This is a genomic window from Gemmobacter aquarius (assembly GCF_003060865.1).
Classification (GTDB): Bacteria; Pseudomonadota; Alphaproteobacteria; order Rhodobacterales; family Rhodobacteraceae; genus Paragemmobacter; species Paragemmobacter aquarius.
Map to the genome: position 1 here is coordinate 2,873,771 of NZ_CP028918.1, position 23,010 is coordinate 2,896,780.

Here is a 23,010-nt window from a genome sequence, read left to right on the forward strand (position 1 = left end):
GCGGGGCGGCGGGGGGAAGATGCGACAGTGTGACGGGCCGGAATGTATGCTTCCTGCCGGTGGCCCTGTTCCGACGCCCCCACCCCGACCCTCCCCCGAGGGGGAGGGAGGCGCGCTTGCCCTTGACGGGGTGCGCGACTACTCGTTGCCGGGCACGCCGTATGAGGGTGCTTCGCGCGGGTCGCGGGCGCGTTGCAGGTAGGCAGGCATTTGCGGGGCGTAGACCTGCCATGCGCGGGCGACGGCTTCGATCGGGCAGGTGTCATCCACCCAGTCGCAGCGGAGTTCGGCGCAGGGCCATGTATCGGCGTCGACCATCAGAAGGCCTGCGGAATGGACGGGGCCTGCTTCGCCACCCGCATCGCGTCCGGCGCGCAGGGCAGCGATCAGGCGGTCGCCGAGGGTGCCGGAAGATGCCGCGAAGGCATCGACCATCGCTTGCGGCACGCCGTCATGGGCAAGTAGATTGCCTCCGGCAACGCAACCCGGCCCTTGGGCGGTGTTCCATGTGCCGAGGATATGCGCGCCGGAATGGAGGGCGGTGCGGCCTTGGGCGTCGATGCAGAGCAGTTGGCGATAGGCGATATGCGGGGCAGATGCCACGATGGCGGACATCGCTTCATGCGCGGAGTGCCCTGCGGCCATGAGATCGAGGAGGCGCGGGCCGAGTGTCGGATCGGTGATGTTCTGGGTCGCGGCCACCCCTACCCCGGCCCGCGCATGGGCGCAGCGGGCGGCGACGGCGGGCGAGGAGGAGGAGATCACCATGCCGAAGCGGCCGGTGGTGGCGCAGCGGGCGAGGAGAGAGAATGTCATCAGGTGCAGTTCCTTTGGCAAAGGCCGGGGGACTTTGCGTCCCCCGGACCCCCTGCAGGATATTTCAGGACAGAAAATACCTTGGCTTCATTTTCTGTCTTCAAATATCCTCGGGGGGAAGCCCGCAAGGCGGGCGCGGGGGCGGAAAGCCCCCCGTTCTTTCGGGGTCAGTCGGGGATCACCGCGGTGGCGTCGATCTCGACCAGCCAGTCGGGGCGGGCAAGCGCCACGACGACGAGGCCGGTGCAGACCGGAAACACGCCTTTGATGTATTCGCCCATGGTGCGGTAGACCGCCTCGCGGTGGCGCACGTCGGTCAGGTAGACGACGAGCTTGGTCACGTGCTCCATCTTGCCGCCGCATTCTTCCACCAGTTGGCGGATGTTCTGCATGACCTTGTGGGTCTGTTCGACCGGATCGTGGCTGCCTATGTTCTGCGCGGTGTCGAGGTCTTGCGGGCATTGGCCGCGCAGGAAGATCATCGTGCCGCGGGCGACGACCGCTTGGGCCAGATCGTTGTCGAGTTTCTGTTCGGGGTAGGTGTCACGGGTGTTGAACTTGCGGTGGCGGGTGTGGGCCATTTTGTCCTGCTGATATGGTGGGTGCGGCCGGATGTGGGGCCGGGGGAACGTCAGGCTTCGGGCATCATGTCGGCGATGTAGCGGGCGAATTCGAAATTGGGCCGTTCGAGGTGGCTCAGCGGGCCCGGGCTGGAGAGGTTGGCACAGAGGCCGCGGTAGACGCGTTCGGTGCAGCCTTTGTCTTCGATGTTCACCCTATCCAGCAGGGCCTTGACGGCGGCGAGGTTGGCGGTGGCTTCGGGGTCGGCCATCCAGTCGGCGCTCATGCCGCCGCCGAAAGTGACGTTGACATGGCCGGGGCCGTCGGGTGTGAGGCAGAGATACCAGAAATATCCCGGTGTCAGGGTGATCAGAAGCGAGGGGTAGATCGCCAGAAGCCATGTGATGCGGCGCTGGTCGCCGGTCAGCGTGGTGTTGGCGGGATGGGCGAGCGCAAGGGGGACGGTGTCGTTTTTGACGATCCAGTGATAGTTGAAGGCGGGGTCGCCTTCGGGGCAGGTCATCAGCGCAAGGTCGCAACTGCCGCCGATGGTGCCCGCGTGGCAGGCGGGAAGGTGGTAGCTTTCCATGAAATTCTCGGCCAGCACCTTCCAGTTGGTCGCCCAGCGGAAGTCTTCGCGGAAGGTTTCGGTATAGGTCGACATGTCGAGGTAGCCGACGAGGTCTTCGACCGGCTTCAGGCGCGTGGCGGGATCGGGGGCATCGGGGTCGAGGGTAACGAGCACCCAGCCGAGCCAGTTGACCACGCGGATCTGCGGCAGGCGGATGGCATCCTTGCAGAAGCCTTCGTTCAGGGTCATGGCGGGCGCGCCGCGCAGGGTGCCATCGAGGTTGTAGGTCCAGGCGTGATAGGGGCAGGTGATGGCGCGGACATGGCCGCGGCCTTCGAGCAGGGTCGACATGCGGTGGCGACAGACATTGGACATGCCGCGCAAGGCGCCGTCGCGGTCGCGCAGGATGATGACGGGTTCGCCCGCGATCTGCATGGTCAGGTAATCGCCCGGTTCCTTCAACGCGTCGGCGCGGCCCGCGCAAAGCCAGTCGCGGGCGAAGATGTGGCGCTGTTCGGCGGCGGCGAAGTCGGGCGAGGTATAGACCGATTTCGGCATGGCGCGGGCGCGTTCGAATGCGTCTGCGACATTGGCGCGCAATTCGGCGAGGGCCGAGGCAGCTGCAGGGCCAAGGGCGGGATCATGCGTGGTCATCGGCGGGCTTTCCGGTCGGGTCGGGATGGGGTCGCGCCGCTGTGGCAGGCGGGCGGCGAGGGCCAGTTTCGGGCAGCAAGGCGGGCAGGACAAGCAGGATGTTCCGCCGCAAGGCTTTGGCGCAGCCTAATCAAAGCCCGGCGCGTCCTGTCCCGTGGCGATCATCGTGGCAAGGCGGCGCGCGACGGGTGTCAGGATCGTGCCGGTGCGGGTCAGAAGGCCGTAGGGTTCGACGGTTATGCCAAGGTCGAGCGGCAGGATGACATAGGGCGTGCCTGCAGGCGACAGGGGGGCCGAGCCGAAACGGTCGCAGACGGCGCGGGCCAAGGGGGCGATGGCATTGGATTGCTGGATCAGCGCCAGCGTCAGCAGGAAGGACGCAGTTGCCAGACGCTGCGGCGGCGGCGGCAGGCCCAGCGCCCGAAGGCGGGCGAGCACGGCACGGGTCAGCAGCGCCTCGGGCGGGGGAAGCACCCAGTCGTAGCCCATCAGGTCGGTCGGTTCGATCCGGTCCTGAAGCGCGAGGCGGTGGCCACGGCGGACCATCAGCGCCACGGGTTCGCTGTCGATCGGGGCCGAGAGGGTCAGGTGGTCCTCCATCCCGTCAGGCATGCGGCCGATGGCGAAATCGAGCCGTCCGGAAATGAGGTGCTGGCCAAGGACGTCGGAAGTTGCGACGACCGCCTCGGCGGTGATGCCCGGCAGGGCGAGGCGGGCGGTGCGGAGCGCGGGGAGCAGGCGGTCGAGCGCGGGGCCGGTGACGGACCCGATCCTGACATGGCCCGACCCGCCCGAGGCGATTTCGGAAATCTCGCGTTCGGCGTCGCGCAGTTCGGTCACCACGCGGGCGGCGCGGCGGGCCAGCGCCTCGCCCATCGGGGTAAGCGTGATGCCGCGCCCGGTGCGAAGGTGGACGGGTTGGCCCGCGATACGCTCGACCTCGGCCAGAAGGCGGCTGGCGGCGGGTTGGGCGATGGAGAGGCGGCCTGCGGCAAGGCCGATCTGGCCGGTTTCGGCCAGTGCGTGCAGGAGGCGCAGATGGCTGAGCTTCAGCCCTTTGCGAAGTAGCGTGTCGGGATCATTCATAACATTTTCGCCATGCATCCATCACGAAGCATTCTTTGACGGATATGGCGCAGCTTGGCAACTCTGCGCGCACGTGCCGCGGCGGTTCGCGGCAAGGGAGGACATGCAATGAAACTTTCCAGAAGGGCGCTTTTGGCGCTTGCGACTGCTACCGTGGCCGTTGCCGGCGTGCCGGCATTTGCCCAGGACAAGGGCACCATCGGGATCGCGATGCCGACCAAATCGTCGGCGCGCTGGATTTCGGACGGCGACTCGATGGTCAAGCAGTTCGAAGCCGCCGGTTACGCGGCTGATCTGCAATATGCCGAAGACGACATCCCGAACCAGCTTGCCCAGATCGAGAACATGATCACCAAAGGGGTGAAGGTTCTGGTGATTGCCGCCATCGACGGCACCACGCTGTCGAACGCGCTGGCCAACGCGCAGGCGTCGGGCATCAAGGTTATCGCTTACGACCGCCTTATCCGCGATTCCGGCGATGTGGACTATTACGCCACCTTCGACAACTTCAAGGTTGGCGTGCAGCAGGCGGAATCGCTGGTGAAGGGCCTGAAAGAGCGCTTCGCAGACGTGAAGCCGTGGAACGTCGAACTGTTCGGCGGATCGCCCGACGACAACAACGCCTTCTTCTTCTACGATGGTGCGATGTCGGTCCTGCAGCCCATGATCGACTCGGGCGACATCGTGATCCCGTCGGGCCAGACCGGCATGGACGTGGTCGGCACCCTGCGTTGGGACGGTGCTGTCGCACAGGCCCGCATGGATAACCTGCTGTCGGCCAACTATGGCGACAAGGCGCTGCACGGCGCGCTCTCGCCCTATGACGGGCTGTCGATCGGGATCCTGTCCTCGCTCAAGGGCGTGGGCTACGGGTCGGGCGACATGAAGATGCCGATCGTGACCGGTCAGGACTGCGAAGTCCCGTCGATCAAGTCGATCATCGCGGGCGAGCAGTATTCGTCGATCTTCAAGGACACCCGCAACCTTGCCGGTGTGACCGTGAAGATGGTCGATGCGATCCTGTCGGGTGGCGAGCCCGAGATCAACGACACCAAGACCTACAACAACGGTGTCAAGGTCGTGCCGTCCTATCTGCTGGAGCCGCAGCCGGTCGATGCGACCAACTACGAGCAGGTTCTGATCACCGATTCGGCCTATTACACGGCCGACCAGCTGAAATAAGCTGTAGCCTGAGACATGGCCCGCCCCCTGACGCGGGGGCGGGCTTTTTTGACCGGAGGGACCGGATGGCAAAGACGCTTCTTGAAATGCGCGGGATCACCAAGGTTTTTCCGGGGGTCAAGGCGCTGGACCACGTCAACCTGACGGTGGAACAGGGCGAGATCCATGCGATCTGCGGCGAGAACGGCGCGGGGAAATCCACGCTGATGAAGGTGCTTTCGGGCGTCTATCCGCACGGGTCGTACGAGGGCGAGATCATCTATGACGGGGCGCCCTTGGCCTGTCGTGGCATTCGCGACAGCGAGGCCAAGGGAATCATCATCATCCATCAGGAACTGGCGCTGGTGCCGCTTTTGTCGATTGCCGAGAACCTGTTTCTGGGCAACGAGGTGGCAAGCCGTGGCGTGATCAACTGGCCGCGCTGTTTCCAGAAGACCGAGGAATTGCTGAGGAAGGTGGGGCTGGCCGAGGCACCGACCACGCAGGTAGGCAAGCTGGGGGTCGGCAAGCAACAGCTGATCGAGATCGCCAAGGCGCTGGCCAAGGATGTGCGGCTGCTGATCCTCGACGAGCCGACCGCCGCCTTGCAGGAGAACGACAGCCAGAAGTTGCTGGACCTGCTTTTGGAGTTGAAGCGGCAGGGGATCACCTCGATCCTGATTTCGCACAAGCTGAACGAGATTTCGCGGGTCGCGGACCGCATCACCATCATCCGCGACGGGGCGGCGGTTTCGACGCTTTCGACCGACGACATCAGCGAAGAGCGTATCATCCGCGACATGGTGGGCCGCGATATGGCGCACCGCTACCCCGACCGGACGCCCGCCATCGGCGAGGTGTTGATGGAGGTCGAGGGCTGGAACGTCTGGCATCCGGAACAGACCGGACGGCAGATGATAAAAGACGTGTCGATCAATGTCCGCAAGGGCGAGATCGTCGGCATCGCGGGGCTGATGGGCACGGGGCGCACGGAACTGGCGATGAGCCTGTTCGGCCATTCCTACGGGCGGGGCATCAGCGGCACGGTGCGGATGGGTGGCAAGGCGGTGGATACATCGTCGGTCCAAAAGGCGATTGCGGCAGGGCTGGCCTATGTGACCGAAGACCGCAAGCAGTTGGGTCTGGTGCTGGAAGAGCCTATCGTGAAGAACATCACGCTGGCCAATCTGGCGGGGGTGGCGTCACGGTCGGTGATCAGCCGCGGGCGCGAACAGCAGGTGGCCGAGCAATACCGCCGTGCCATGTCGATCCGCACGCCGAGCGTGTTCCAGAAGGTGGTGAACCTGTCAGGCGGCAACCAGCAAAAGGTGGTGTTGTCGAAATGGCTGTTCACCGATCCGCAGGTGCTGATCCTCGATGAACCCACGCGGGGCATCGATGTGGGTGCGAAGTTCGAGATCTATACGATCATGAACGAATTGGTCGCGCAGGGGCGCGGGGTGGTGATGATCTCGTCGGAGATGCCGGAACTTCTAGGCATGTGCGACCGGATCTATGTGATGAACGAGGGGCGCATCATGGGCGAATTGACACGGGCCGAGGCCAGTCAGGAGCGGATCATGGCGCTGATCCTGAAGAACGAAACGAAAGCGAAGGTGGCGTGATGGCGGATACAACTGCATCGGGCGGCGAAAAGGGCATCGGCGCGCATCTGGGCGGGCATCTGCGCGAGAACGGGATGCTGATCGCGCTCGTGGCGATTGTGCTGTTCTTCTATGTGGTCTTGCAGATCGTGCCGCAGAACCCCGTCGATTTCCTGTCGGCGCAGAACATCACCAACCTTTTCCTGCAAAACAGCTACGTCATCATCATGGCGCTGGGGATGCTGCTGGTGATCGTGGCGGGGCATATCGACCTGTCCATCGGGTCGGTCGTGGGCTTTACCGGAGCGGTGGCTGCGGTCTTGACGGTGAACATGGGCTGGCCGGTCATTGCGGTGGTGCCGACCTGTCTGCTGATCGGGGCGGCTATAGGCGCGGCGCAGGGCTACTGGATCGCCTATTGGCGCATCCCGTCGTTCATCGTCACGCTGGCGGGGATGCTGGTGTTTCGCGGGCTGACGCTGTGGCTGCTGAACGGGCAGAACGTGGGGCCTTTCCCGAAAACCTTTCAGTCGCTTTCGACGGGGTTCATTCCTGACGCCTTTGGCGTGGACAAGCCCAACGTGACGGCCTTGGTCATCGTGGCGCTGGCGGCGGCTATCGTGATTTTCATCGGCTGGCGGGCGCGCAACCGCGATGCCGAGTTTGGCATGACGCCGGAACCGATAGTGATGTTTCTGGCACGCAACATCATCGTCGCGGCGGCGCTGATGTTCGTCGGCTACAAGCTGGCAACGTTCCGTGGCCTGCCCAATGTGGTGATCATCCTTGGCCTGCTGACGGTGCTTTATGCGTTCTTTACCGAAAGCACGACGACCGGGCGGCGGGTTTACGCGCTTGGCGGCAACGAAAAGGCGGCGAAACTGTCGGGTATCAACACCGACCGGCTGGTGTTTCTGACCTTTTGCAACATGGGCGTTCTGGCGTCATTGGCCGGTATGATCGTGGCGGCGCGGCTGAATTCCTCGACCCCCAAGGCGGGGGTGGGGTTCGAGCTTGACGTGATCGCGGCGGTGTTCATCGGCGGGGCGTCGATGACCGGCGGGTCGGGCAAGATCATCGGGGTGGTGGTCGGCGCGCTGATCATGGGGGTGATGAACAACGGGATGTCGATTTTGGGCATCGGGATCGATTATCAGCAGGTGATCAAGGGGCTGGTCTTGCTGGCTGCCGTGATTTTCGACGTTTACAACAAGAACAAATGAGGCGGGCGATGCTGATTTCGCAGGTGGTCGGGCCGGACGGGAAGATTGCCGTGGTGGTGCGCGACGGGTCGGAAGCTGCCGTGCTGCGCGGAGCCGACAGCAGTTATGCGCTGGCTATGGAGGCTGCGGCGGCAAAGCGGCCTGTGGCGGCGCTGGTGGCCGAGCGGGGGCTTGGCGAGGCGGTCGATCTGCCGTCACTTCTGGCGGCGGGGCGCGTGGTGCTGCCGATTTCGCACCCTGACCCGGTGCATATGCATCTGACCGGAACGGGGCTGACGCATCTGGGCAGTGCGTCGGCGCGGGACGCGATGCATGCCAAGCTGGAGGGGGCGGAAGTGCTGACCGACAGCATGAAGATGTTCCGCATGGGGCTGGAAGGCGGGCGACCCGCGCAGGGGACGGTCGGCGCGCAGCCCGAGTGGTTTTACAAGGGGAACGGCACGACCGCCGTGGCCCCCGGCAAGCCCCTGACCATGCCCGGCTTTGCCGAGGACGGGGGCGAGGAGCCGGAGATCGCGGGGATTTACGTGATCGCGCCCGATGGCACCCCTTGCCGTCTGGGCTGGGCCTTGGCGAACGAGTTTTCCGACCATGTGACCGAGCGGGTGAATTACCTCTGGCTGGCCCATTCCAAGCTGCGTCAGGCGTCTTTCGGGCCGGAAATCCTGATCGGCGATCTGCCCGCCGATGTGCAGGGCAGCAGCCGGATCCGGCGCGGGGGCGCGATTGTGTGGGAAAAGCCCTTCGTCTCGGGCGAGGCGAACATGTCGCATAGCTTTGCGAACCTTGAGCATCACCACTTTAAATATGACATCTTCCGCCACCCCGGCGATGTGCATGTGCATATGTTCGGCACCGCCACGCTGAGCTTTGCTGATGGCTTTGCCACGCAGGCGGGCGACGAATTCGAGATCGAGGCGGCACCATTCGGCCTGCCGCTGACCAACCCCCTTGCCAAGGCCCCTGCCCTTGCGGGCACTGTGGCCGTGACCGCGCTCTGAAAGGAAGATCATGACCTTTAAACCCGCCGCATGGCCCCGCAAACTGCGTTCGCAGGAATGGTTCGGTGGCACGTCGCGTGACGTGATCTATCACCGCGGCTGGATGAAGAACCAAGGCTTTCCGCATGACCTGTTCGACGGGCGGCCGGTGATCGGCATCCTGAACACGTGGTCGGAGCTGACACCCTGCAACGCGCATCTGAACGATCTGGCGCAGCGCGTGAAGCACGGCATCTACGAGGCGGGCGGGTTTCCGGTGGAAGTGCCGGTGTTTTCAGCATCGGAATCGGCGTTCCGCCCCACGGCGATGATGTTCCGTAACCTTGCCGCCATGGCGGTCGAGGAAGCGATGCGCGGCCAACCGATGGACGGTTGTGTGCTGCTGGTCGGCTGCGACAAGACCACGCCGAGCCTGCTGATGGCGGCGGCCTCGACCGATTTGCCGTCGATCGTGGTGACGGGCGGGCCGATGCTCAACGGGTATTACCGCGGCGAGCGGGTCGGGTCGGGCACGCATCTGTGGAAGTTTTCCGAAGCGGTGAAGGCGGGCGAGATGACTCCGGCCGAATTCGCCGAGGCCGAGGCGTCGATGAGCCGCAGCCCCGGGTCGTGCAATACGATGGGCACCGCTTCGACCATGGCCAGCATGGCCGAGGCGTTGGGCATGGCGCTGTCGGGCAATGCGGCGATTCCGGCGGTGGATTCGCGGCGGCGGGTCATGGCGCAGCTTACCGGGCGGCGCATCGTGCAGATGGTGAAGGATGATCTGAAGCCTTCGGACATTCTGAAGAAAGAAGCGTTTGAAAACGCGATCCGCACCAATGCGGCGATTGGCGGGTCGACCAATGCGGTGATCCACCTTTTGGCGATTGCAGGTCGCGTGGGTATCGATCTGACGCTGGACGATTGGGACCGCTGCGGGCGCGATGTGCCGACGATCGTGAACCTGATGCCATCGGGCAAATATCTGATGGAGGAATTCTTTTATGCCGGTGGTTTGCCCGTGGTCATCAAGCGGCTTGGCGAGGCGGGGCTTTTGCACAAGGACGCGCTGACGGTTTCGGGTGAAACCGCGTGGGATCAGGTCAAGGATGTGGTGAACCACAACCCCGATGTGATCTTGCCGACCGACAAGGCGCTGACGCAATCGGGCGGTGTGGTGGTGCTGAAGGGCAACCTTGCGCCCAAAGGGGCGGTGCTGAAGCCTTCGGCTGCGACCCCGAGCCTGATGGTGCATCGGGGGCGTGCGGTCGTGTTCGAGGATATCGACGACTACAAGGCCAAGATCAACGACGAGGCGTTGGACATCGACGAGACCTGCGTGATGGTCTTGAAGAACTGCGGACCCAAGGGCTATCCGGGCATGGCCGAGGTGGGCAACATGGGCCTGCCGCCCAAGGTGCTTCGCAAGGGGATCACCGATATGGTGCGGATTTCCGATGCGCGCATGTCGGGTACGGCGTTTGGCACGGTGTGCCTGCACACCTCGCCCGAAGCCGCCGTTGGCGGGCCGCTGGCAGTGGTGCAGAACGGTGACTTCATCGAGTTGGATGTGCCCAACCGGCGCCTGCATCTGGATATTTCCGACGAAGAACTGGCCGCGCGTCTGGCGGTCTGGGCAGCGCCCAAGGGTGCGCCTGAAAGTGGCTATGCCTGGCTGCACAACGCGCATGTGATGGGGGCGGATACGGGGGCGGACCTCGACTTCCTGCTCGGCGGGCGGGGCGCTCCGGTCGGGCGGGATTCGCACTGATGGCGATGAAGGTCGCGTTGGTCGGGATCGGCAAGATCGCACGTGACCAGCATGTTCCGGCGCTTGCGGCTTCGGGCGATTGGGAGTTGGCGGCGACGGTCAGCCGGTCGGGAACGGTGGACGGTATTGCAGCCTTTACCGATTTCGCCACGATGATGGCCGAGCGGCCCGATATCCCCATGGTGTCGCTGTGCCTGCCGCCGCAACCGCGTTTCGCCTATGCCGAGGCGGCGCTGCGGGCGGGACGGCACGTGATGCTGGAAAAGCCCCCCGGCCAGACGCTGGCCGAGGTGCATGCGCTGGAGACGCTGGCACGCACCATGGGTGTCACGCTTTACACCACTTGGCACAGCCGCATGGCCGAGGCGGTGGCCGCCGCCAAGGCGTGGCTGGCGGATACGGTGGTGCGCCGCGCGCATATCACCTGGCGCGAGGATGTCCGCAAATGGCATCCGGGGCAGGACTGGGTGTTCGAACCTGGCGGCATGGGCGTGTTCGATCCGGGCATCAACGCGCTGTCGATCCTGACCGAGATCTTGCCCGCGCCGGTGCATGTGACCGCCGCTGTGCTGGAGTTTCCGGAAAACCGTGACACGCCGATTGCGGCGCAGATCGGCTTTTCGGGCGGGGTGAGTGCCGATTTCGACTGGCGTCAGGAAGGGCCGCAGACCTGGGATATGGAGTTCGAGACCGACAAGGGACCGATGGCGCTGCGGATGGGGGGCAACCGTCTGGAACTGGGCGGCAAACCTGCGGGTGGAGTGAACAGCATCATGGGGGAATATCCCGCACTCTATGCGCGCATGGCCGATCTGGTGCGGAACGGGCAGTCCGAGGTCGATCTGTCACCGATGGTGCATGTAGCCGATGCTCTGACGCTCGGCAAACGGGTGACGGTCGCGGCCTTCAACTTCTGAGCGGAACGGAAGGACCCGGGGGGTTTCCGGGCCCTTCAGCCCCGACTGGCCGAAGTGACTGGCCGAAGTGACTGGCCGAATTGGCCGTAGTCTTGCGGCCACCCCGGAGGGGCGACCGCTTCACCGGGTAAGGCACACCAACCGAAAAACTCGTCACAGCACTCGTAAAAGGCAGAAGCCGGATGCGTGCGCACCGACGGGTCGACAGCACGCGTTGCTTTGACTGGTCCCTTAATGCCACGAAAACGGCGCGTGACTTGGTTGCGCCCGAGTAGCGCATGTCGTCCGAAGCGCCGCCCGCCCGACCGATGGGACAGCAGAGGCATCCTTGGGGCGGTCTGCCATTCCTGCGGCCCTGACCGTCTGCCCTGCCTTTGCTGTTGCCCGCCGTAGCCAGCAGGTTAAGGTTTTGCCCAAAGGGTGGAGTTCGCTTTGGCAGGTATCAGGGACATCGCAACCCGCGCGGGCGCCTCGATCGCGACCGTATCACGGGTGATAAACGGGTCGGGCTATGTCAGCCCGTCGATGCGGGCCCGGATCGAGACGGTGATCACCGAGATGCAGTTTCGCCCGAATGCGGGGGCCGCGTCGATGCGGCGGGGGAAAAGCCGGATGGTGGGGGTGCTGCTGCCGGCGCTCGACGTCAAGTTCTTCGGCATCCTTGCCCATGTGATCGAGCAGGCCTTGTTCGCGCGAGGGTATCACGCCTTTATCTGTTGCAGTTCGGAAAGCCCCGATCGCGAGGCCGAGTATATCGCCGCCATGCTGGCGCAAAGGGTCGACGGGGTGATCATCGCCAGCGTCACCTCGGATACGGTGACGGCGGCGCGACTGACAGCGGCGGGCGTTCCCATCGTGGCGGTGGACCGGGCCATTGCCGGGGCGGTGACGGTCAAGGCCGACCATTACGCGGGCGGGCGGCTGATGGCCGGACATCTGCTGGGCCTTGGCCACCGCAGCATCGCGGTAACGGGCGCGCCGGAACATTCGACGCCGGTGACGGAACGTCTGGCAGGGGTGCGCGATGCGCTGGCCGCGGCGGGGCTGGAACCTGTCGCGGTACGACTGGGAGACGAGCACGGGTTCGAGGCCTGCCGCGATCTGGCGGCAGGGATGCTCGATGACGGGGTGGAGGCCGACGCGGTGATCGGGCTGACCGACCTTGCCGCGATCGGCGCGATCCATGCGCTGCACGAGCGCGGCGTGGCGGTGCCACAGGATGTTTCGGTGATCGGCTTCGATGACATGCCGATGGCGCGCTATGTGATCCCGCAACTGACCACCGTAGCCCAGCCGATCCGCGAGATCGGGGCGCTGGCCGTCGAGCAGATCGTGCGGCTGATGACGGGCGAGCCGCTGAGCGAGGAGCAGCCCCCTGCCCTTTCGGTGATCGAACGCGGCACCACGGCGCGGCGCCCTGCCTGACCGCAGCGGGGGCTGTCTGCCCCCGCACCCCCGAGGATATTTGCACCAGCGTGAAAAGGGGCAGCGGTCTTTGCTGGTTTCATGCTGGCTGAAATATCCTCGGGTGAGGTCCGGAGAGGGTGGAAAACCCTCTCCGGGGCTAAAGCAGGGCGGACAGGGGGGGAATGGATTCGGTGGCTGTGGCGCCTTTCAATGCGGCGGCGGCGGCGCGGTGACCGAGGCGGAGGCAGGCCTCTGGCTGCCAGCCTTCGTGGATGCCGTAAAGGCAGCCTGCGGCGAAGGCGTCGCCTGCACCGACTGGGCTGACGATGTCTTCGGGCATGACGGGGTCGGGGCGGCGGGTCAGCGCGGTGCCCTCTGCGCCCAACCACAGGCCGAGGGCGGGGGTGTGCACGATCACGGCGCGGCGGACGCCTTTGGCGAGCAACTGGCGGGCAGCGGCGGAAAGCGAGGCTTCATCTGCGGGGTCGGCGGGCAGGCCCGTGGCGCGGGCGGCTTCGACTTCGTTGAGGAAAAGGTAATCGGTGTGGGGCAAGGCGGCTTCGACTGCGGCGCGGAATTCGGGGCGGTCAGTCGAGACGAGGTCGACTGCGGTGACCATTCCGGCGGCGCGGGCGCGGGACAGGACGCGGGCTGCGCCGGTGCCTTGGGGGTCGATTTCGTCGAGCTTTCCCAAAAGGTTGAGGTAGCCAAGGTAGAAGATCGCGGCCCCTTTGGCGGCGGCGGCTTCGACGGCGATGTCATCTTCGGCCAAAAGGTCGTTGGTGCCGGGGTGGTAAAAGAAGGTGCGGCTGTCGCCGGACAGGTTCATCACATGGGTGTGGGCGGTGGGGGCGCGGTCGGTGGTTTTAAGACCGCTGAGGTCGGCCCCTGCCGTCCGCACCGCGGCGCGGACGGTTTCGGCGTGGCGGTCGGTGCCGACCAGCCCAAGCGCGTAAAGCGGCAGGCCGGTGCGAAAGGCGGCGAGGGCCAGAAGCACATTGGCCGCGCCGCCTCCGGTGCCTTCGGCCTCGGCCTTGATGCGGACGAGGTCGGACTTTTGCGGCCATGCCTCGATGGTGTGGACGATGTCCACGATCCAGTTTCCGGCGCAGGCGATGCCGCGCTTCATGCGTAGGCGACCTTGACCGATTGGCCGGTCTTGCCTGCCTGAAGGGCAGCGGTCAGCACCGCGTGGTGGGCGCTCGCTTCCTGCGGCGAGGCGCAGGGGAAGCCATGCGCGTCGCCTCCGGCCAGTTCATCGATAAAGGCGGCCCACATCTGCTGGATCGCATCGGTGAAGCCGAATTCGAAGATGCCGCCCGTGATCGCAGGGAAAAGCGGGGTGTAGCCGAGATCTTCTGTCGCCCATGCCTGCGGGCCACCTGCCGTGTAGCGCATGAATTGCCATTGGCGGGGTTGTTTGGTGCTGAAATAGGCCGAGCCGTTCATGCCCAAGACGCGGATGGACCATGTGTTCGCCTCGCCCGGGGCGATGCGCCATGTCTTCAGGACCATGGGGAAGGCGCCGTCGGCATGGGGGACGGTGGCGGTGATGGTTGCGTTGTCCCATGTGTCGCAAGGCAGCGTGCCGCCCTTGCCATCGGGGCGGGTTGGCACGCGTTTCACGAGGCTGGCGGTCACGGTTTCGGGCCGCCAGCCAAGCCGCAGGGGGACGTGCAGGACGTGCATCCCGAGATCGCCCATGCAGCCGTATTCGCCGTTGACCGATGCCATGCGCTTCCAGTTCAGGGGCTTTTGCGGGTTGATGTCGGAGGAGTGGAGGAAGGCGGCTTCCACCTCGAGGATCGGGCCGATTGAGCCGGATTTGACGAAGTCGATCACGCGTTGCGCGCCGGGGTAGAAGGGCATTTCCGACGAGCAACGGACGATCAGGTTCGGGTGTGCTGCGATTGCGGCCATGATGGTGGCGTTTTGCGCGGCGTCCATGCCGAAGGGTTTTTCGCCCAAGAGATGTTTACCGGCGGCAAGTATGGCGGGGTAAAGTTCCGCGTGCAACACATGGGGGACGGCGCAATAGACGGCGTCGACCTCGGGGTTGGCCAGAAGTTCGCGGTAATCGGTGGTTTGCTGCATGGGGCCGAGGTGTTCGGCATACCAGCCCATCAGGGCGGGGTTGGTGTCGCATACGGCGACGATGCGGGGCTTGGCGCGGGTGTCGGTCAGGTGCAGCCAGCGGGCTGCGGCGCTGGCGAATTCGCGCCCCATGAGACCGCAGCCGATGATGCCGAAGCGGATTTCACGCATCAGATCATCCTCAATGCGGCTTCGGGGGTGGCCCCGTCATGCACCACGGCCATGAGCGCGCGGGTCATGCCGCCGGGGTTGGGGTGCTGGATGACGTTGCGGCCGTAGACGATGCCGCGCGCGCCTTGGCGCATAAGTTCGGCGGTGCGCGACAGGATTTCGGCATCGGACACGCGGCCGCCGCCGCGCACCAGCACCGGCAGGCCCTGGGCGATTTCGATCACGCGGTGGTAATCGGCCACGTTTTCGCACGGGTCGGCCTTGATGATGTCGGCGCCGAGTTCGGCGGCTTGCCGGACGAGCGGAAGGATCAGGTCGATATTGCCGTCGACCATGTAGCCGCCCTTGGAATTGTCTTGCATCACAAGGGGTTCCACCATAAGCGGCATTCCCATGATTTCACATTCGCGTTTGAGACGATTCACGTTTTGAACGCAGGCGCGGTAGAGTTCGGGTTGGTTGGGCAGCAAGAGCAGGTTCACCACCACGCAGGCCGCATCGAGCACCACGCCCTGTTCGACGGCGCGGTCGATGGTTTCGGAAAACAGCGAAGACGGCAGCGGCGTGCCATAGACGTTGGCGATATCGGTCCGCAGCACCAGCGCGGGGCGGGACTTGCCGGGGATGGCTTGCAGGATCGGGGCGGTGCCCGGGGGAAGCTGGATCGCATCTGGGGCGGCGGCGGCGACGGTGTGGATCGCGTCGCGCATGTTCTCGATCCCGCCGAGGAAGGAGCGTTCGTTGAACATGCCGTGGTCGATCGCCACGTCGAAGCAATTGCCCGAGGGCGAGAAAAGGCGGTTCATCCGGGCGAGTTTCATCTGTGCTGCCTGCGGTTTGTGTAAACGTTTACAGAAAATTAATGCGACTTGTGGCGATTGTCAAAATTTTTGGGCGTCGGGGAAAGGAAATTCGTCGCGGCGCTGCGGCATCGGGGTTTTGAACTGGTATGATGAGTATACATCATGTTAAAGCTGCGTCCGGTCATGGCTTTGGCGGGTCTTCGGGCGGTCGGGGCGTTTTGCAGCTTTGGGAAAATCGATATGGCACAGTCAGTCGCGGTGTTCGGTGCGGGCGGGAAGATGGGCTTCCGTGTTACACGCAAATTCGTTGAGGCCGGGTATGACACCCGTGCGGTCGAGGTGGGCGAGGTCGGGATCAAGCGGCTGGCCGAGGTGGGGATTGCAGCGGTCGACGCATCGGTCGGGCTGGACGGGGCTGCGATCGTGGTGCTGGCGCTGCCCGACAGCCTGATCGGCAAGATCGCGCACGAGATCGTGCCGGGGCTGGCTGCGGGGACGATGGTGGTGATCCTCGACGCCGCGGCGCCCTATGCGGGGGCCTTGCCCGAGCGGGCGGATATCACCTATTTCGTGGGGCACCCCTGCCATCCGCCGCTGTACAACGACGAGACGGACCCCGCCGCGCGGGCCGATGTGCATGGCGGCGTGGCCAAGCAGGCAATCGTCTGCGCGCTGATGCAGGGGCCGGAGGAGCATTACGAGATCGGGGCGGAAATCTGCCGCGTGATGTGGTCGCCGGTGATGCGGACGCATCGGGTCACGGTCGAACAGCTGGCGATACTCGAGCCGGGGCTTTCGGAAATGATCGCCATGCCCTTTGTCGACATGATGGCCGAAGCGGTGGATGTTTGCGCCGAGAAGTACGGGATTCCGCGCGAGGCCGCGTTCGATTTCCTGATCGGGCACCTGAACGTGGAAATCGCGATGTGGTTTGGTTATTCGCCCAAATTGCCGTCGGATGCGGCGGTGCGGGTGATGACCCATGCGCGGAAATATCTGATAAAAGACAATTGGTTGGATGTTCTTTCGCCCCCCGTGGTCAAGGACAGCTGCGAGCTGATCGTGCAAGGCCGCACCGCCTGATGGGGGGGCCGATCCTGCGGCGCAAGCTGGGCGAGGAGGTGCGGTTGCGCCTGCTTGCCCAGATCGAGCGGGGCGAGTTGCGCCCCGGCGATGCGCTGCCTTCGGAGCGGGAATTGATGGAGACGATGGGGGTTGGCCGCCCCGCCGTGCGCGAGGCGATGCAGGCGCTGGAAGGCGCGGGGCTGATCGAGATCAGGCATGGCGAGAGGGCGCGGGTGGCCGAGCCTTCGGTGGGCCGCATGGTCGACCAACTGTCGGTGACGATGAAGCATCTGCTGGTCCATTCCAATGCTTCGCTGGAAAATCTCAAGGATGCGCGGGTCACGTTTGAATGCGAGATGGCGCGGATCGCGGCGCGGCGTCATACGGCGGCCGACCTCGAGCGGCTGGCCGAAACCGTGGCGCGGCAGGCGGCGGCGCTGGACGATCCGGCGGCATTCCGGCGGCTGGACGGGCAGTTTCACCGCGAGATCGCGGGCATCAGCGGCAACCCGATCTGGACGGCCTTGTCGGACGGGCTGTTTCGCTGGCTGAACGATTTTCATGTCGATCTGGTCAGCGTTCCGGGCAAGGAAAACCTGACACTGGCCGAGCATCGCGGCATCATCGCGGCGATAGGGTCGGGCGATGCGGGGCGTGCGGGCGTGGCGATGGCGGACCATTTGAACCGGGCGAACGAGCTTTATCGCCGGGGAACGGCGATGCACAGGTGATGCAGATGGATGCACGGAAGTCTTCAGAACCTGTTCATCTTTGCGCGCAAGCCCCGCGGCGGGGCGTGGTAACAGACTGGAAACTGGTATGATGACCAAGGCCGAGGTGCTGCGTGACGTAACGGTTGGTCGGGTGTCGCTGCTGATCGCCGACGGGGATTTGCGGCGCATCCGTTTCGACGGGGTCGAGGTGTTGCGGCGCGTGTCCTATCCGGTGCGGGACGAGGGCTGGGGCACCTGTCCGGTGGTGACGCTTGCCGAGGCGGTCGAAGAAGGCGCGGGACGCATGAGCTATGAGCGCCGTTTCGCAGCGGTGGACGGGCGGTTCGGCGGGGTGTTCCGCGCCGAGGTAGCAGAAACGGGTGACGGGGCGCGGCTGGCATTGTCGGTCGCGATGGATGCCCCGCAAGAGGTGGCGGTGAACCGCGCGGGGTTCACGCTGCTGCATCCGCTGGAGGGTGTCGCGGGTCAGGCGCTGACGGTTATGCATTCTGGCGGGAAGAAGGAAGAGACGGTTTGGCCGTCGCTCATTTCGCCGTCGCAGCCTGCTTTCGACATCGCGGGGCTGGCGCACGAGGTTGCGGGCGTGCGGGTGGCGATTGCGATGACGGGCGAGGTCTTCGAGATGGAGGACCAGCGCAACTGGACGGATGCGAGCTACAAGACCTATTGCCGCCCGCTGGCATTGCCCCTGCCCTATGCGCTTGGACCCGATGCGCCGGTGCGGCAAGGGGTGGAGGTACGGCTTTCGGGGCGGGCGCTGCCTGCGGTTTCCGGCGAGGCTCCGCTGCGCGGAGTGGTGCCCGAGGTCGCAGTTGCTATGGAGCCGGGGCTGGCGGCTGCGGTCTTGCCGTTTCCGGTACAGTTAAGGTTAACGCCGGGCGATGCGGTGCCGGATCTGGCGGGGCCGGTGCAGCTGGAGATCGTGGTTAACGAAGGGTTGGACGGGTTGGAGGCGCTGGCGAGGGATTGCGCCAGGCTGGACGTGGTGCGGGTGACGGCTTTGACCGCGCCCTATCTGAAAAGCCACCAGCCCGAGGGGCCTTGGCCCGCAGGTCCGAAGCCCATGGATCTGGTGCCGAAGCTGCGGGCGCTGTTTCCGCAGGCGGCGGTGGGGGGTGGTGTGTTGACCAATTTCACCGAATTCAACCGTTGCCCGCCTGACCCTGCGTTGGTGGATTTCGCTACTTGGGGCGGGACGGCAGTGGTGCATGCGGCGGATGATCTTTCGGTGATCGAAACGCTGGGGGCGCTGGAGGCTGTGTTTGCCTCGGGTCACGCTTTGGCGGGGGGAAAGCCGTTGCATCTGGGGCTGTTTTCCATCGGGATGCGGTCGAACCCCTATGCGGCGGAATGCGTGGCGAACCCTGCGCTGGACCGGATTGCGATGGTGCGGGACGACCCGAGGCAAGTGGGGCGGTTTGCGGCCTGTTTCGCGGTGGGTGTGCTGGCCGCGGCGGTGGCCGGAAACGTGGCGTCATTGGCGCTGGCGATGACCGACGGGCCATTGGGCGCGGTGGGTCCGCAGGGGGTGCGGCCGGTCTTCCATGTGCTGCGCTTTGCCCGAGGGTTGCGCGGTCAGGCGGCGGTGGCGGGCCTCGATGATACGGTGACGATCAAGGCGCAATCCGGCGGGATCATCGCGGCTTTGGGGGATGGGGTCAGCTTGCCACAGGGTGCCCGTGGATGGTTACTGAATGCTTATTCGGAAACTTGCGCGCAGAGGGCGGATTGGCTGGACATGCCGTCTCAGAATCTGGGCGGAGTCAGGCTTTCGGCCTTTGATCTGGCCTTTCTGACAGGGGCTTTGCCATGACGAAACGGGGCGTTCTGATCGGCTGCGGTTTCTTTGCGCGCAACCATATGGAGGCGTGGAGGCGGCAGGACGGGGTGCGGATCGTCGGGGTCTGCGACACCGATCCGGCCAAGGCTGCGGCCTTTGCGGCGGCCTATGGCTGCGAGGCCGGGACGGATGCGGGCGAGATGCTGGGGCGGCTGCGGCCCGATTTCGTGGATATCGCCACGACCGTGGGGTCGCATCGGGCGCTGGTGGAGCTTGCGGCGGCGCATGCGCGGCTGGTGATTTGCCAGAAACCCTTTGCCGAGACGCTGGAAGATGGCGCGGCGATGGTGGCGGCCTGTGCTGCGCGGGATGTCACGCTGACGGTGCATGAAAACTTTCGCTGGCAGCGGCCGATCCGCGAGATGAAGGCGCGGATGGGGTTGGTGGGCAGGCCGCGGTTTTTGCGGCTGGCGTTCCGGCATGGTTACGACATTTACGCCAACCAGCCCTATCTGGCGGCGGTCGAGAACCTCGCCTTGACCGATGTCGGGCTGCATCTGTTTGATATGGCACGGTATCTGATGGGCGATGTGGTGCGGGTGTCGTGCGAGGCGCAGCGGCGCAACCCTGCCGTGGCGGGCGAGGATGCGTTTTGTGCGCTGCTGCGCCATGCGTCGGGCGCGGTGAGTTCGGTGGAGTGTTCGTTCCATTCGACGCTTGCGCCCGACCCGTTTCCGCAGACTCTGGCGCTGCTGGAAGGGGATGCGGGGTCGATCGAGGTGCTGGAGGGATACCGCTTGCGGCTGCATCGGGGCGGGGCGGTCGAGGAATGGGACGCCGAGCCGGGGTGCCCCGCGTGGGGGGCAAAGCCGTGGTATCTGATACAGGAGTCGGTCATGGCGTTTCAGGCGCATGTGGTGGCGGTGCTGGAGGGGCGGGCGGAGCCTGCGCCTTCGGGGGCGGACAATCTGGAGACGTTGGCGCTGATGCTGGCGGCGATAGGCTCGGCGCGGACGGGCAAGGCGGTGGAACTATGACGCGGTTCGAGGCGGATTACCGGATCGAGACAGGGTATGACCTGTCGGTCGCGGCAGAGGCGATGGCGGGCGAACAGTCGTCGGGAACGTTCCTGCCGGTGCCTGGAGAGACGCCCGAGTTGAAGGCGCGGGCGGCCGCAAGGGTCGAGCGGATCGAGGAGTTGGGCGAGGTTCCGGTGGCGCTGCCGGGGGCTGGCAAGGGTGCGGGTGTGGTGCGGGCGGCGAAGGTCACGCTGTCATGGCCCTTGGCGAATATCGGGCCGAGCCTGCCGAACCTGTTGGCGACGGTGGCGGGCAACCTGTTCGAGTTGAAGTATTTCAGCGGGTTGCGCCTGATGGACCTGCGCTTGCCGGTCGAGTTTGCGCGGCGCTATGGCGGGCCTGCCTTTGGGGTCGAGGGCACGCGCCGTCTGAGCGGGGTGGCGGGGCGGCCCCTGATCGGGACGATCATCAAGCCGTCGGTCGGGCTGTCGGCGGATGATACGGCGGCGATGGTGGACCGGTTGTGCGCGGCGGGGATCGATTTCATCAAGGATGACGAATTGCAGGCGGACGGCCCCGCCTGCCCCTTCGAGGCGCGGGCGCGGGCGGTGATGGCGGTGATAAACCGCCATGCCGACCGGACGGGCAGACGGGTGATGTATGCGTTCAACGTGACTGGCGAGGTCGACGAGATGCTGGCGCGGCACGATCTGGTGGAAGCCTTGGGCGGGACTTGTGTGATGGTGTCGCTGAACTCGGTCGGGTTGACGGGGTTCACGGCGCTGAAGCGCGGGGCGCGGTTGCCGATCCACGCGCACCGGAACGGCTGGGGGGCGCTGTCGCGGCATCCTTCCTTGGGGTTCGACTATGTGGCGTGGTCGAAGCTGTGGCGCGTGGCGGGGGCGGACCATCTGCATGTGAACGGGATCCGGAACAAGTTCTGCGAGAGCGATGCATCGTCGGTCGCCTCGGCCCGGTCGGTGTTGTCGCCTATGTTCGAGGGTGCGGCGGGCTGTCAGGCGATGCCGGTGTTTTCCAGCGGGCAATCGGCGGCGCAGGCGCATGATACGTGGGCGGCGCTGGGGTCGGTCGATCTGATCCATGCGGCGGGGGGCGGGATCATGGCGCATCCGCACGGGCCTGCGGGGGGTGTGGAATCGATGCGGGCAGCGTGGGAGGCGGCGGTAGCGGGCGTGCCTTTAGCAGTGGCGGGGCGGGAGAATTCCGCGCTGGGAGCAGCGCTGGGGGTCTTTGCATGACATTGCCGGAAGGTGTGCTGCTGACGTGGTATGGCGATGATTTCACCGGTTCGGCTGCGGTGCTGGAAGCGCTGGATTTCGCGGGCCTGCCTGCGGTGATGTTTCTGGGCATTCCCGCGCCCGAGGTGCTGGCGCGTTTTGCGGGTGTGCGGGCGGTGGGGATCGCGGGGGATGCGCGGACGCGGGGGCCAGAGTGGATGGAGGCGCATCTGCCCGCCATCTATGCCAGCCTGCGGGCGATGGGCGGGCGGGTGATGCAGTACAAGCTGTGCTCGACCTTTGATTCCGCGCCGCATCTGGGCAGCATCGGCAAGGCGGCGGAACTGGGGATCGGGGATTGGGCGCCGATGGTGGTGGCCGCGCCCAAGAACGGGCGCTGGCAGGTGTTTGGCACCCTGTTCGCCAAGACACCGGACGGCGTGGCGCGGCTCGACCGGCATCCGACGATGTCGGTGCATCCGGCGACCCCGATGCACGAGGCCGACGTGCGGCGGCATCTGGCGGCGCAGACCGCGCTGCCGGTGGGGTTGGTCGATGTGCTGGCCTTGCAGGCCGGGCGCGCGGCGGTGGCGCTGGAGGGTGAACTGGCCAAGGGGGCGCGGATCGTCGCCTTTGACGTGCTGGACCAGCAGACTTTGGCCGAGGCGGGGCGGGTCATCTGGGAGCGGGCGATGGAAGCGCCGGTCTTTGCGCTGGGATCGCAGGGGCTGAACGAGGCGCTGATCGCGCATTGGGACCTGCCCAAGCCCGCGCTGCGGTTGGCGGGGGCTGCGGGGCGGATCGCGGTGGTATCGGGGTCATGCTCGCCCGATACGGCGCGGCAGATCGGGGCGGCGGAAGCGGCGGGCTTTGCGGGGCTGCGGATTGCGGCGGAACGGGTGGTGGACGCAGGCGCATGGGCGGCGGAACTGGCGCGGGTCGAGACGGCGGCGCTGGCCGCGCTGGCCGAGGGGCGTTCGCCGCTGGTCTATTCGGCGATGGGGCCACAGGATCCGGCCCTTGTGCGGGTGGCCGAGGCGCGGGCGGCCGCAGGAATGGATGCGGCCACCGCCACGGCGCGCTTGTCGCAAGGCTTGGGCGCTGTGCTGGCGCGGCTGGTGGCGCAGGAAGGGTTGGGCCGCGTGGTGATTGCGGGGGGCGATACGTCAAGCCTTGCCACGGCGGAACTGGGCTGCGTGGCCCTGACGGCCAAGGCTGCGATTGCCCAGTCGGTGCCGCTGCTTGCGGCGCATTTCGCGGACGGGCGCACCCCTCTGGAACTGGTGCTGAAGGGTGGCCAGATGGGAGAGGCCGGGCTGTTTGCCCAGATCCGCGACGGGATAGGCGGGTAA

General features: G+C 65.6%; 20 protein-coding genes. 13 read left to right on the forward strand and 7 right to left on the reverse strand.

All coding sequences use genetic code 11. The features are described from left to right. Positions 1 to 138 precede the first annotated feature (138 nt). The 4 genes from HYN69_RS13855 to HYN69_RS13870 all read right to left on the reverse strand — a co-directional run bounded on the left by HYN69_RS13855 (position 139) and on the right by HYN69_RS13870 (position 3,688). The gene (locus tag HYN69_RS13855; protein ID WP_108436254.1) at positions 139 to 816 is read right to left on the reverse strand and encodes a DUF1028 domain-containing protein; all 678 of its coding nucleotides are present in this window, start codon (positions 814 to 816) and stop codon (positions 139 to 141) included. Positions 817 to 983: 167 nt separating this feature from the next. Then, positions 984 to 1,397: a RidA family protein gene (locus tag HYN69_RS13860; protein WP_108436255.1), complete on the reverse strand. Its 414-nt coding sequence runs from the start codon at positions 1,395 to 1,397 to the stop codon at positions 984 to 986. Positions 1,398 to 1,447: 50 nt separating this feature from the next. Continuing rightward, entirely contained in the window at positions 1,448 to 2,602 is a 1,155-nt protein-coding gene (locus HYN69_RS13865) for an aromatic ring-hydroxylating oxygenase subunit alpha (protein ID WP_108436256.1), read from the reverse strand. A 126-nt stretch (positions 2,603 to 2,728) separates the two neighbouring features. Beyond that, positions 2,729 to 3,688, reverse strand: a complete 960-nt coding sequence (locus HYN69_RS13870) for a LysR family transcriptional regulator (RefSeq protein ID WP_159082482.1) — start codon at positions 3,686 to 3,688, stop codon at positions 2,729 to 2,731. A 108-nt stretch (positions 3,689 to 3,796) separates the two neighbouring features. Here HYN69_RS13870 and chvE point away from each other — a divergent pair, with 108 nt between their 5' ends. From chvE to HYN69_RS13905, 7 genes are all read left to right on the forward strand, one after another. Further along, positions 3,797 to 4,870, forward strand: a complete 1,074-nt coding sequence (gene chvE / locus HYN69_RS13875) for a multiple monosaccharide ABC transporter substrate-binding protein (protein ID WP_108436258.1) — start codon at positions 3,797 to 3,799, stop codon at positions 4,868 to 4,870. Between the two features lie 65 nt (positions 4,871 to 4,935). Next, positions 4,936 to 6,474 carry a multiple monosaccharide ABC transporter ATP-binding protein gene (mmsA, locus tag HYN69_RS13880; RefSeq protein ID WP_108436259.1) on the forward strand — a complete coding sequence of 513 codons (1,539 nt, stop codon included), beginning with the start codon at positions 4,936 to 4,938 and terminating at the stop codon, positions 6,472 to 6,474. Then, positions 6,474 to 7,676, forward strand: coding sequence for a multiple monosaccharide ABC transporter permease (mmsB, locus tag HYN69_RS13885; RefSeq protein WP_108436260.1), 1,203 nt, complete (start codon positions 6,474 to 6,476; stop codon positions 7,674 to 7,676). Before mmsA ends, mmsB begins: the two co-directional genes overlap by 1 nt. Before the next feature lie 8 nt (positions 7,677 to 7,684). Further along, the gene (araD1, locus tag HYN69_RS13890) at positions 7,685 to 8,677 is read left to right on the forward strand and encodes an AraD1 family protein (RefSeq protein ID WP_108436261.1); all 993 of its coding nucleotides are present in this window, start codon (positions 7,685 to 7,687) and stop codon (positions 8,675 to 8,677) included. A gap of 10 nt (positions 8,678 to 8,687) precedes the next feature. After that, positions 8,688 to 10,430, forward strand: a complete 1,743-nt coding sequence (araD, locus tag HYN69_RS13895; RefSeq protein WP_108436262.1) for an L-arabinonate dehydratase — start codon at positions 8,688 to 8,690, stop codon at positions 10,428 to 10,430. A 5-nt stretch (positions 10,431 to 10,435) separates the two neighbouring features. Further along, on the forward strand, positions 10,436 to 11,347 hold the full coding sequence (locus tag HYN69_RS13900) for a Gfo/Idh/MocA family protein (protein WP_108437222.1): 912 nt from the start codon (positions 10,436 to 10,438) through the stop codon (positions 11,345 to 11,347). A gap of 420 nt (positions 11,348 to 11,767) precedes the next feature. Beyond that, entirely contained in the window at positions 11,768 to 12,772 is a 1,005-nt protein-coding gene (locus tag HYN69_RS13905; RefSeq protein ID WP_108436263.1) for a LacI family DNA-binding transcriptional regulator, read from the forward strand. Between the two features lie 139 nt (positions 12,773 to 12,911). Here the strand turns inward: HYN69_RS13905 and HYN69_RS13910 are convergent, their stop codons facing one another. Genes HYN69_RS13910 through HYN69_RS13920 form a run of 3 tightly spaced genes read right to left on the reverse strand, consistent with a single transcriptional unit; the run spans position 12,912 to position 15,840 of the window. Further along, positions 12,912 to 13,883: a carbohydrate kinase family protein gene (locus HYN69_RS13910; protein ID WP_108436264.1), complete on the reverse strand. Its 972-nt coding sequence runs from the start codon at positions 13,881 to 13,883 to the stop codon at positions 12,912 to 12,914. Then, entirely contained in the window at positions 13,880 to 15,019 is a 1,140-nt protein-coding gene (locus HYN69_RS13915) for a Gfo/Idh/MocA family protein (RefSeq protein ID WP_216824612.1), read from the reverse strand. Before HYN69_RS13915 ends, HYN69_RS13910 begins: the two co-directional genes overlap by 4 nt. Continuing rightward, positions 15,019 to 15,840, reverse strand: a complete 822-nt coding sequence (locus HYN69_RS13920) for a class I fructose-bisphosphate aldolase (protein ID WP_108436266.1) — start codon at positions 15,838 to 15,840, stop codon at positions 15,019 to 15,021. Before HYN69_RS13920 ends, HYN69_RS13915 begins: the two co-directional genes overlap by 1 nt. A 222-nt stretch (positions 15,841 to 16,062) precedes the next feature. On the opposite strand from HYN69_RS13920, the gene HYN69_RS13925 reads away from it, so the two are divergent. The 6 genes from HYN69_RS13925 (at position 16,063) to HYN69_RS13950 (ending at position 23,010) form a co-directional block, all read left to right on the forward strand. Next, on the forward strand, positions 16,063 to 16,905 hold the full coding sequence (locus tag HYN69_RS13925) for a phosphogluconate dehydrogenase C-terminal domain-containing protein (RefSeq protein ID WP_108437223.1): 843 nt from the start codon (positions 16,063 to 16,065) through the stop codon (positions 16,903 to 16,905). Continuing rightward, positions 16,905 to 17,618, forward strand: coding sequence for a transcriptional regulator NanR (nanR, locus tag HYN69_RS13930; protein WP_108436267.1), 714 nt, complete (start codon positions 16,905 to 16,907; stop codon positions 17,616 to 17,618). Before HYN69_RS13925 ends, nanR begins: the two co-directional genes overlap by 1 nt. 88 nt (positions 17,619 to 17,706) lie before the next feature. Further along, positions 17,707 to 19,434, forward strand: a complete 1,728-nt coding sequence (locus HYN69_RS13935; RefSeq protein ID WP_108436268.1) for a hypothetical protein — start codon at positions 17,707 to 17,709, stop codon at positions 19,432 to 19,434. Beyond that, positions 19,431 to 20,438 carry a Gfo/Idh/MocA family protein gene (locus tag HYN69_RS13940; protein ID WP_108436269.1) on the forward strand — a complete coding sequence of 336 codons (1,008 nt, stop codon included), beginning with the start codon at positions 19,431 to 19,433 and terminating at the stop codon, positions 20,436 to 20,438. Before HYN69_RS13935 ends, HYN69_RS13940 begins: the two co-directional genes overlap by 4 nt. Then, positions 20,435 to 21,679, forward strand: coding sequence for a ribulose-bisphosphate carboxylase large subunit family protein (locus HYN69_RS13945; protein WP_108436270.1), 1,245 nt, complete (start codon positions 20,435 to 20,437; stop codon positions 21,677 to 21,679). The genes HYN69_RS13940 and HYN69_RS13945 overlap by 4 nt, the downstream gene beginning before the upstream one ends. Beyond that, on the forward strand, positions 21,676 to 23,010 hold the full coding sequence (locus tag HYN69_RS13950) for a four-carbon acid sugar kinase family protein (RefSeq protein ID WP_108436271.1): 1,335 nt from the start codon (positions 21,676 to 21,678) through the stop codon (positions 23,008 to 23,010). Before HYN69_RS13945 ends, HYN69_RS13950 begins: the two co-directional genes overlap by 4 nt.

Coding starts and splice junctions, on each gene's coding strand:
- HYN69_RS13855 (WP_108436254.1), bottom strand. CDS start 816: ATGACATTCTCTCTCCTCGCCCGCTGCGCCACCACCGGCCGCTTCGGC.
- HYN69_RS13860 (WP_108436255.1), bottom strand. CDS start 1,397: ATGGCCCACACCCGCCACCGCAAGTTCAACACCCGTGACACCTACCCC.
- HYN69_RS13865 (WP_108436256.1), bottom strand. CDS start 2,602: ATGACCACGCATGATCCCGCCCTTGGCCCTGCAGCTGCCTCGGCCCTC.
- HYN69_RS13870 (WP_159082482.1), bottom strand. CDS start 3,688: ATGAATGATCCCGACACGCTACTTCGCAAAGGGCTGAAGCTCAGCCAT.
- chvE (WP_108436258.1), top strand. CDS start 3,797: ATGAAACTTTCCAGAAGGGCGCTTTTGGCGCTTGCGACTGCTACCGTG.
- mmsA (WP_108436259.1), top strand. CDS start 4,936: ATGGCAAAGACGCTTCTTGAAATGCGCGGGATCACCAAGGTTTTTCCG.
- mmsB (WP_108436260.1), top strand. CDS start 6,474: ATGGCGGATACAACTGCATCGGGCGGCGAAAAGGGCATCGGCGCGCAT.
- araD1 (WP_108436261.1), top strand. CDS start 7,685: ATGCTGATTTCGCAGGTGGTCGGGCCGGACGGGAAGATTGCCGTGGTG.
- araD (WP_108436262.1), top strand. CDS start 8,688: ATGACCTTTAAACCCGCCGCATGGCCCCGCAAACTGCGTTCGCAGGAA.
- HYN69_RS13900 (WP_108437222.1), top strand. CDS start 10,436: ATGAAGGTCGCGTTGGTCGGGATCGGCAAGATCGCACGTGACCAGCAT.
- HYN69_RS13910 (WP_108436264.1), bottom strand. CDS start 13,883: ATGAAGCGCGGCATCGCCTGCGCCGGAAACTGGATCGTGGACATCGTC.
- HYN69_RS13915 (WP_216824612.1), bottom strand. CDS start 15,019: ATGCGTGAAATCCGCTTCGGCATCATCGGCTGCGGTCTCATGGGGCGC.
- HYN69_RS13920 (WP_108436266.1), bottom strand. CDS start 15,840: ATGAAACTCGCCCGGATGAACCGCCTTTTCTCGCCCTCGGGCAATTGC.
- HYN69_RS13925 (WP_108437223.1), top strand. CDS start 16,063: ATGGCACAGTCAGTCGCGGTGTTCGGTGCGGGCGGGAAGATGGGCTTC.
- nanR (WP_108436267.1), top strand. CDS start 16,905: ATGGGGGGGCCGATCCTGCGGCGCAAGCTGGGCGAGGAGGTGCGGTTG.
- HYN69_RS13935 (WP_108436268.1), top strand. CDS start 17,707: ATGATGACCAAGGCCGAGGTGCTGCGTGACGTAACGGTTGGTCGGGTG.
- HYN69_RS13940 (WP_108436269.1), top strand. CDS start 19,431: ATGACGAAACGGGGCGTTCTGATCGGCTGCGGTTTCTTTGCGCGCAAC.
- HYN69_RS13945 (WP_108436270.1), top strand. CDS start 20,435: ATGACGCGGTTCGAGGCGGATTACCGGATCGAGACAGGGTATGACCTG.
- HYN69_RS13950 (WP_108436271.1), top strand. CDS start 21,676: ATGACATTGCCGGAAGGTGTGCTGCTGACGTGGTATGGCGATGATTTC.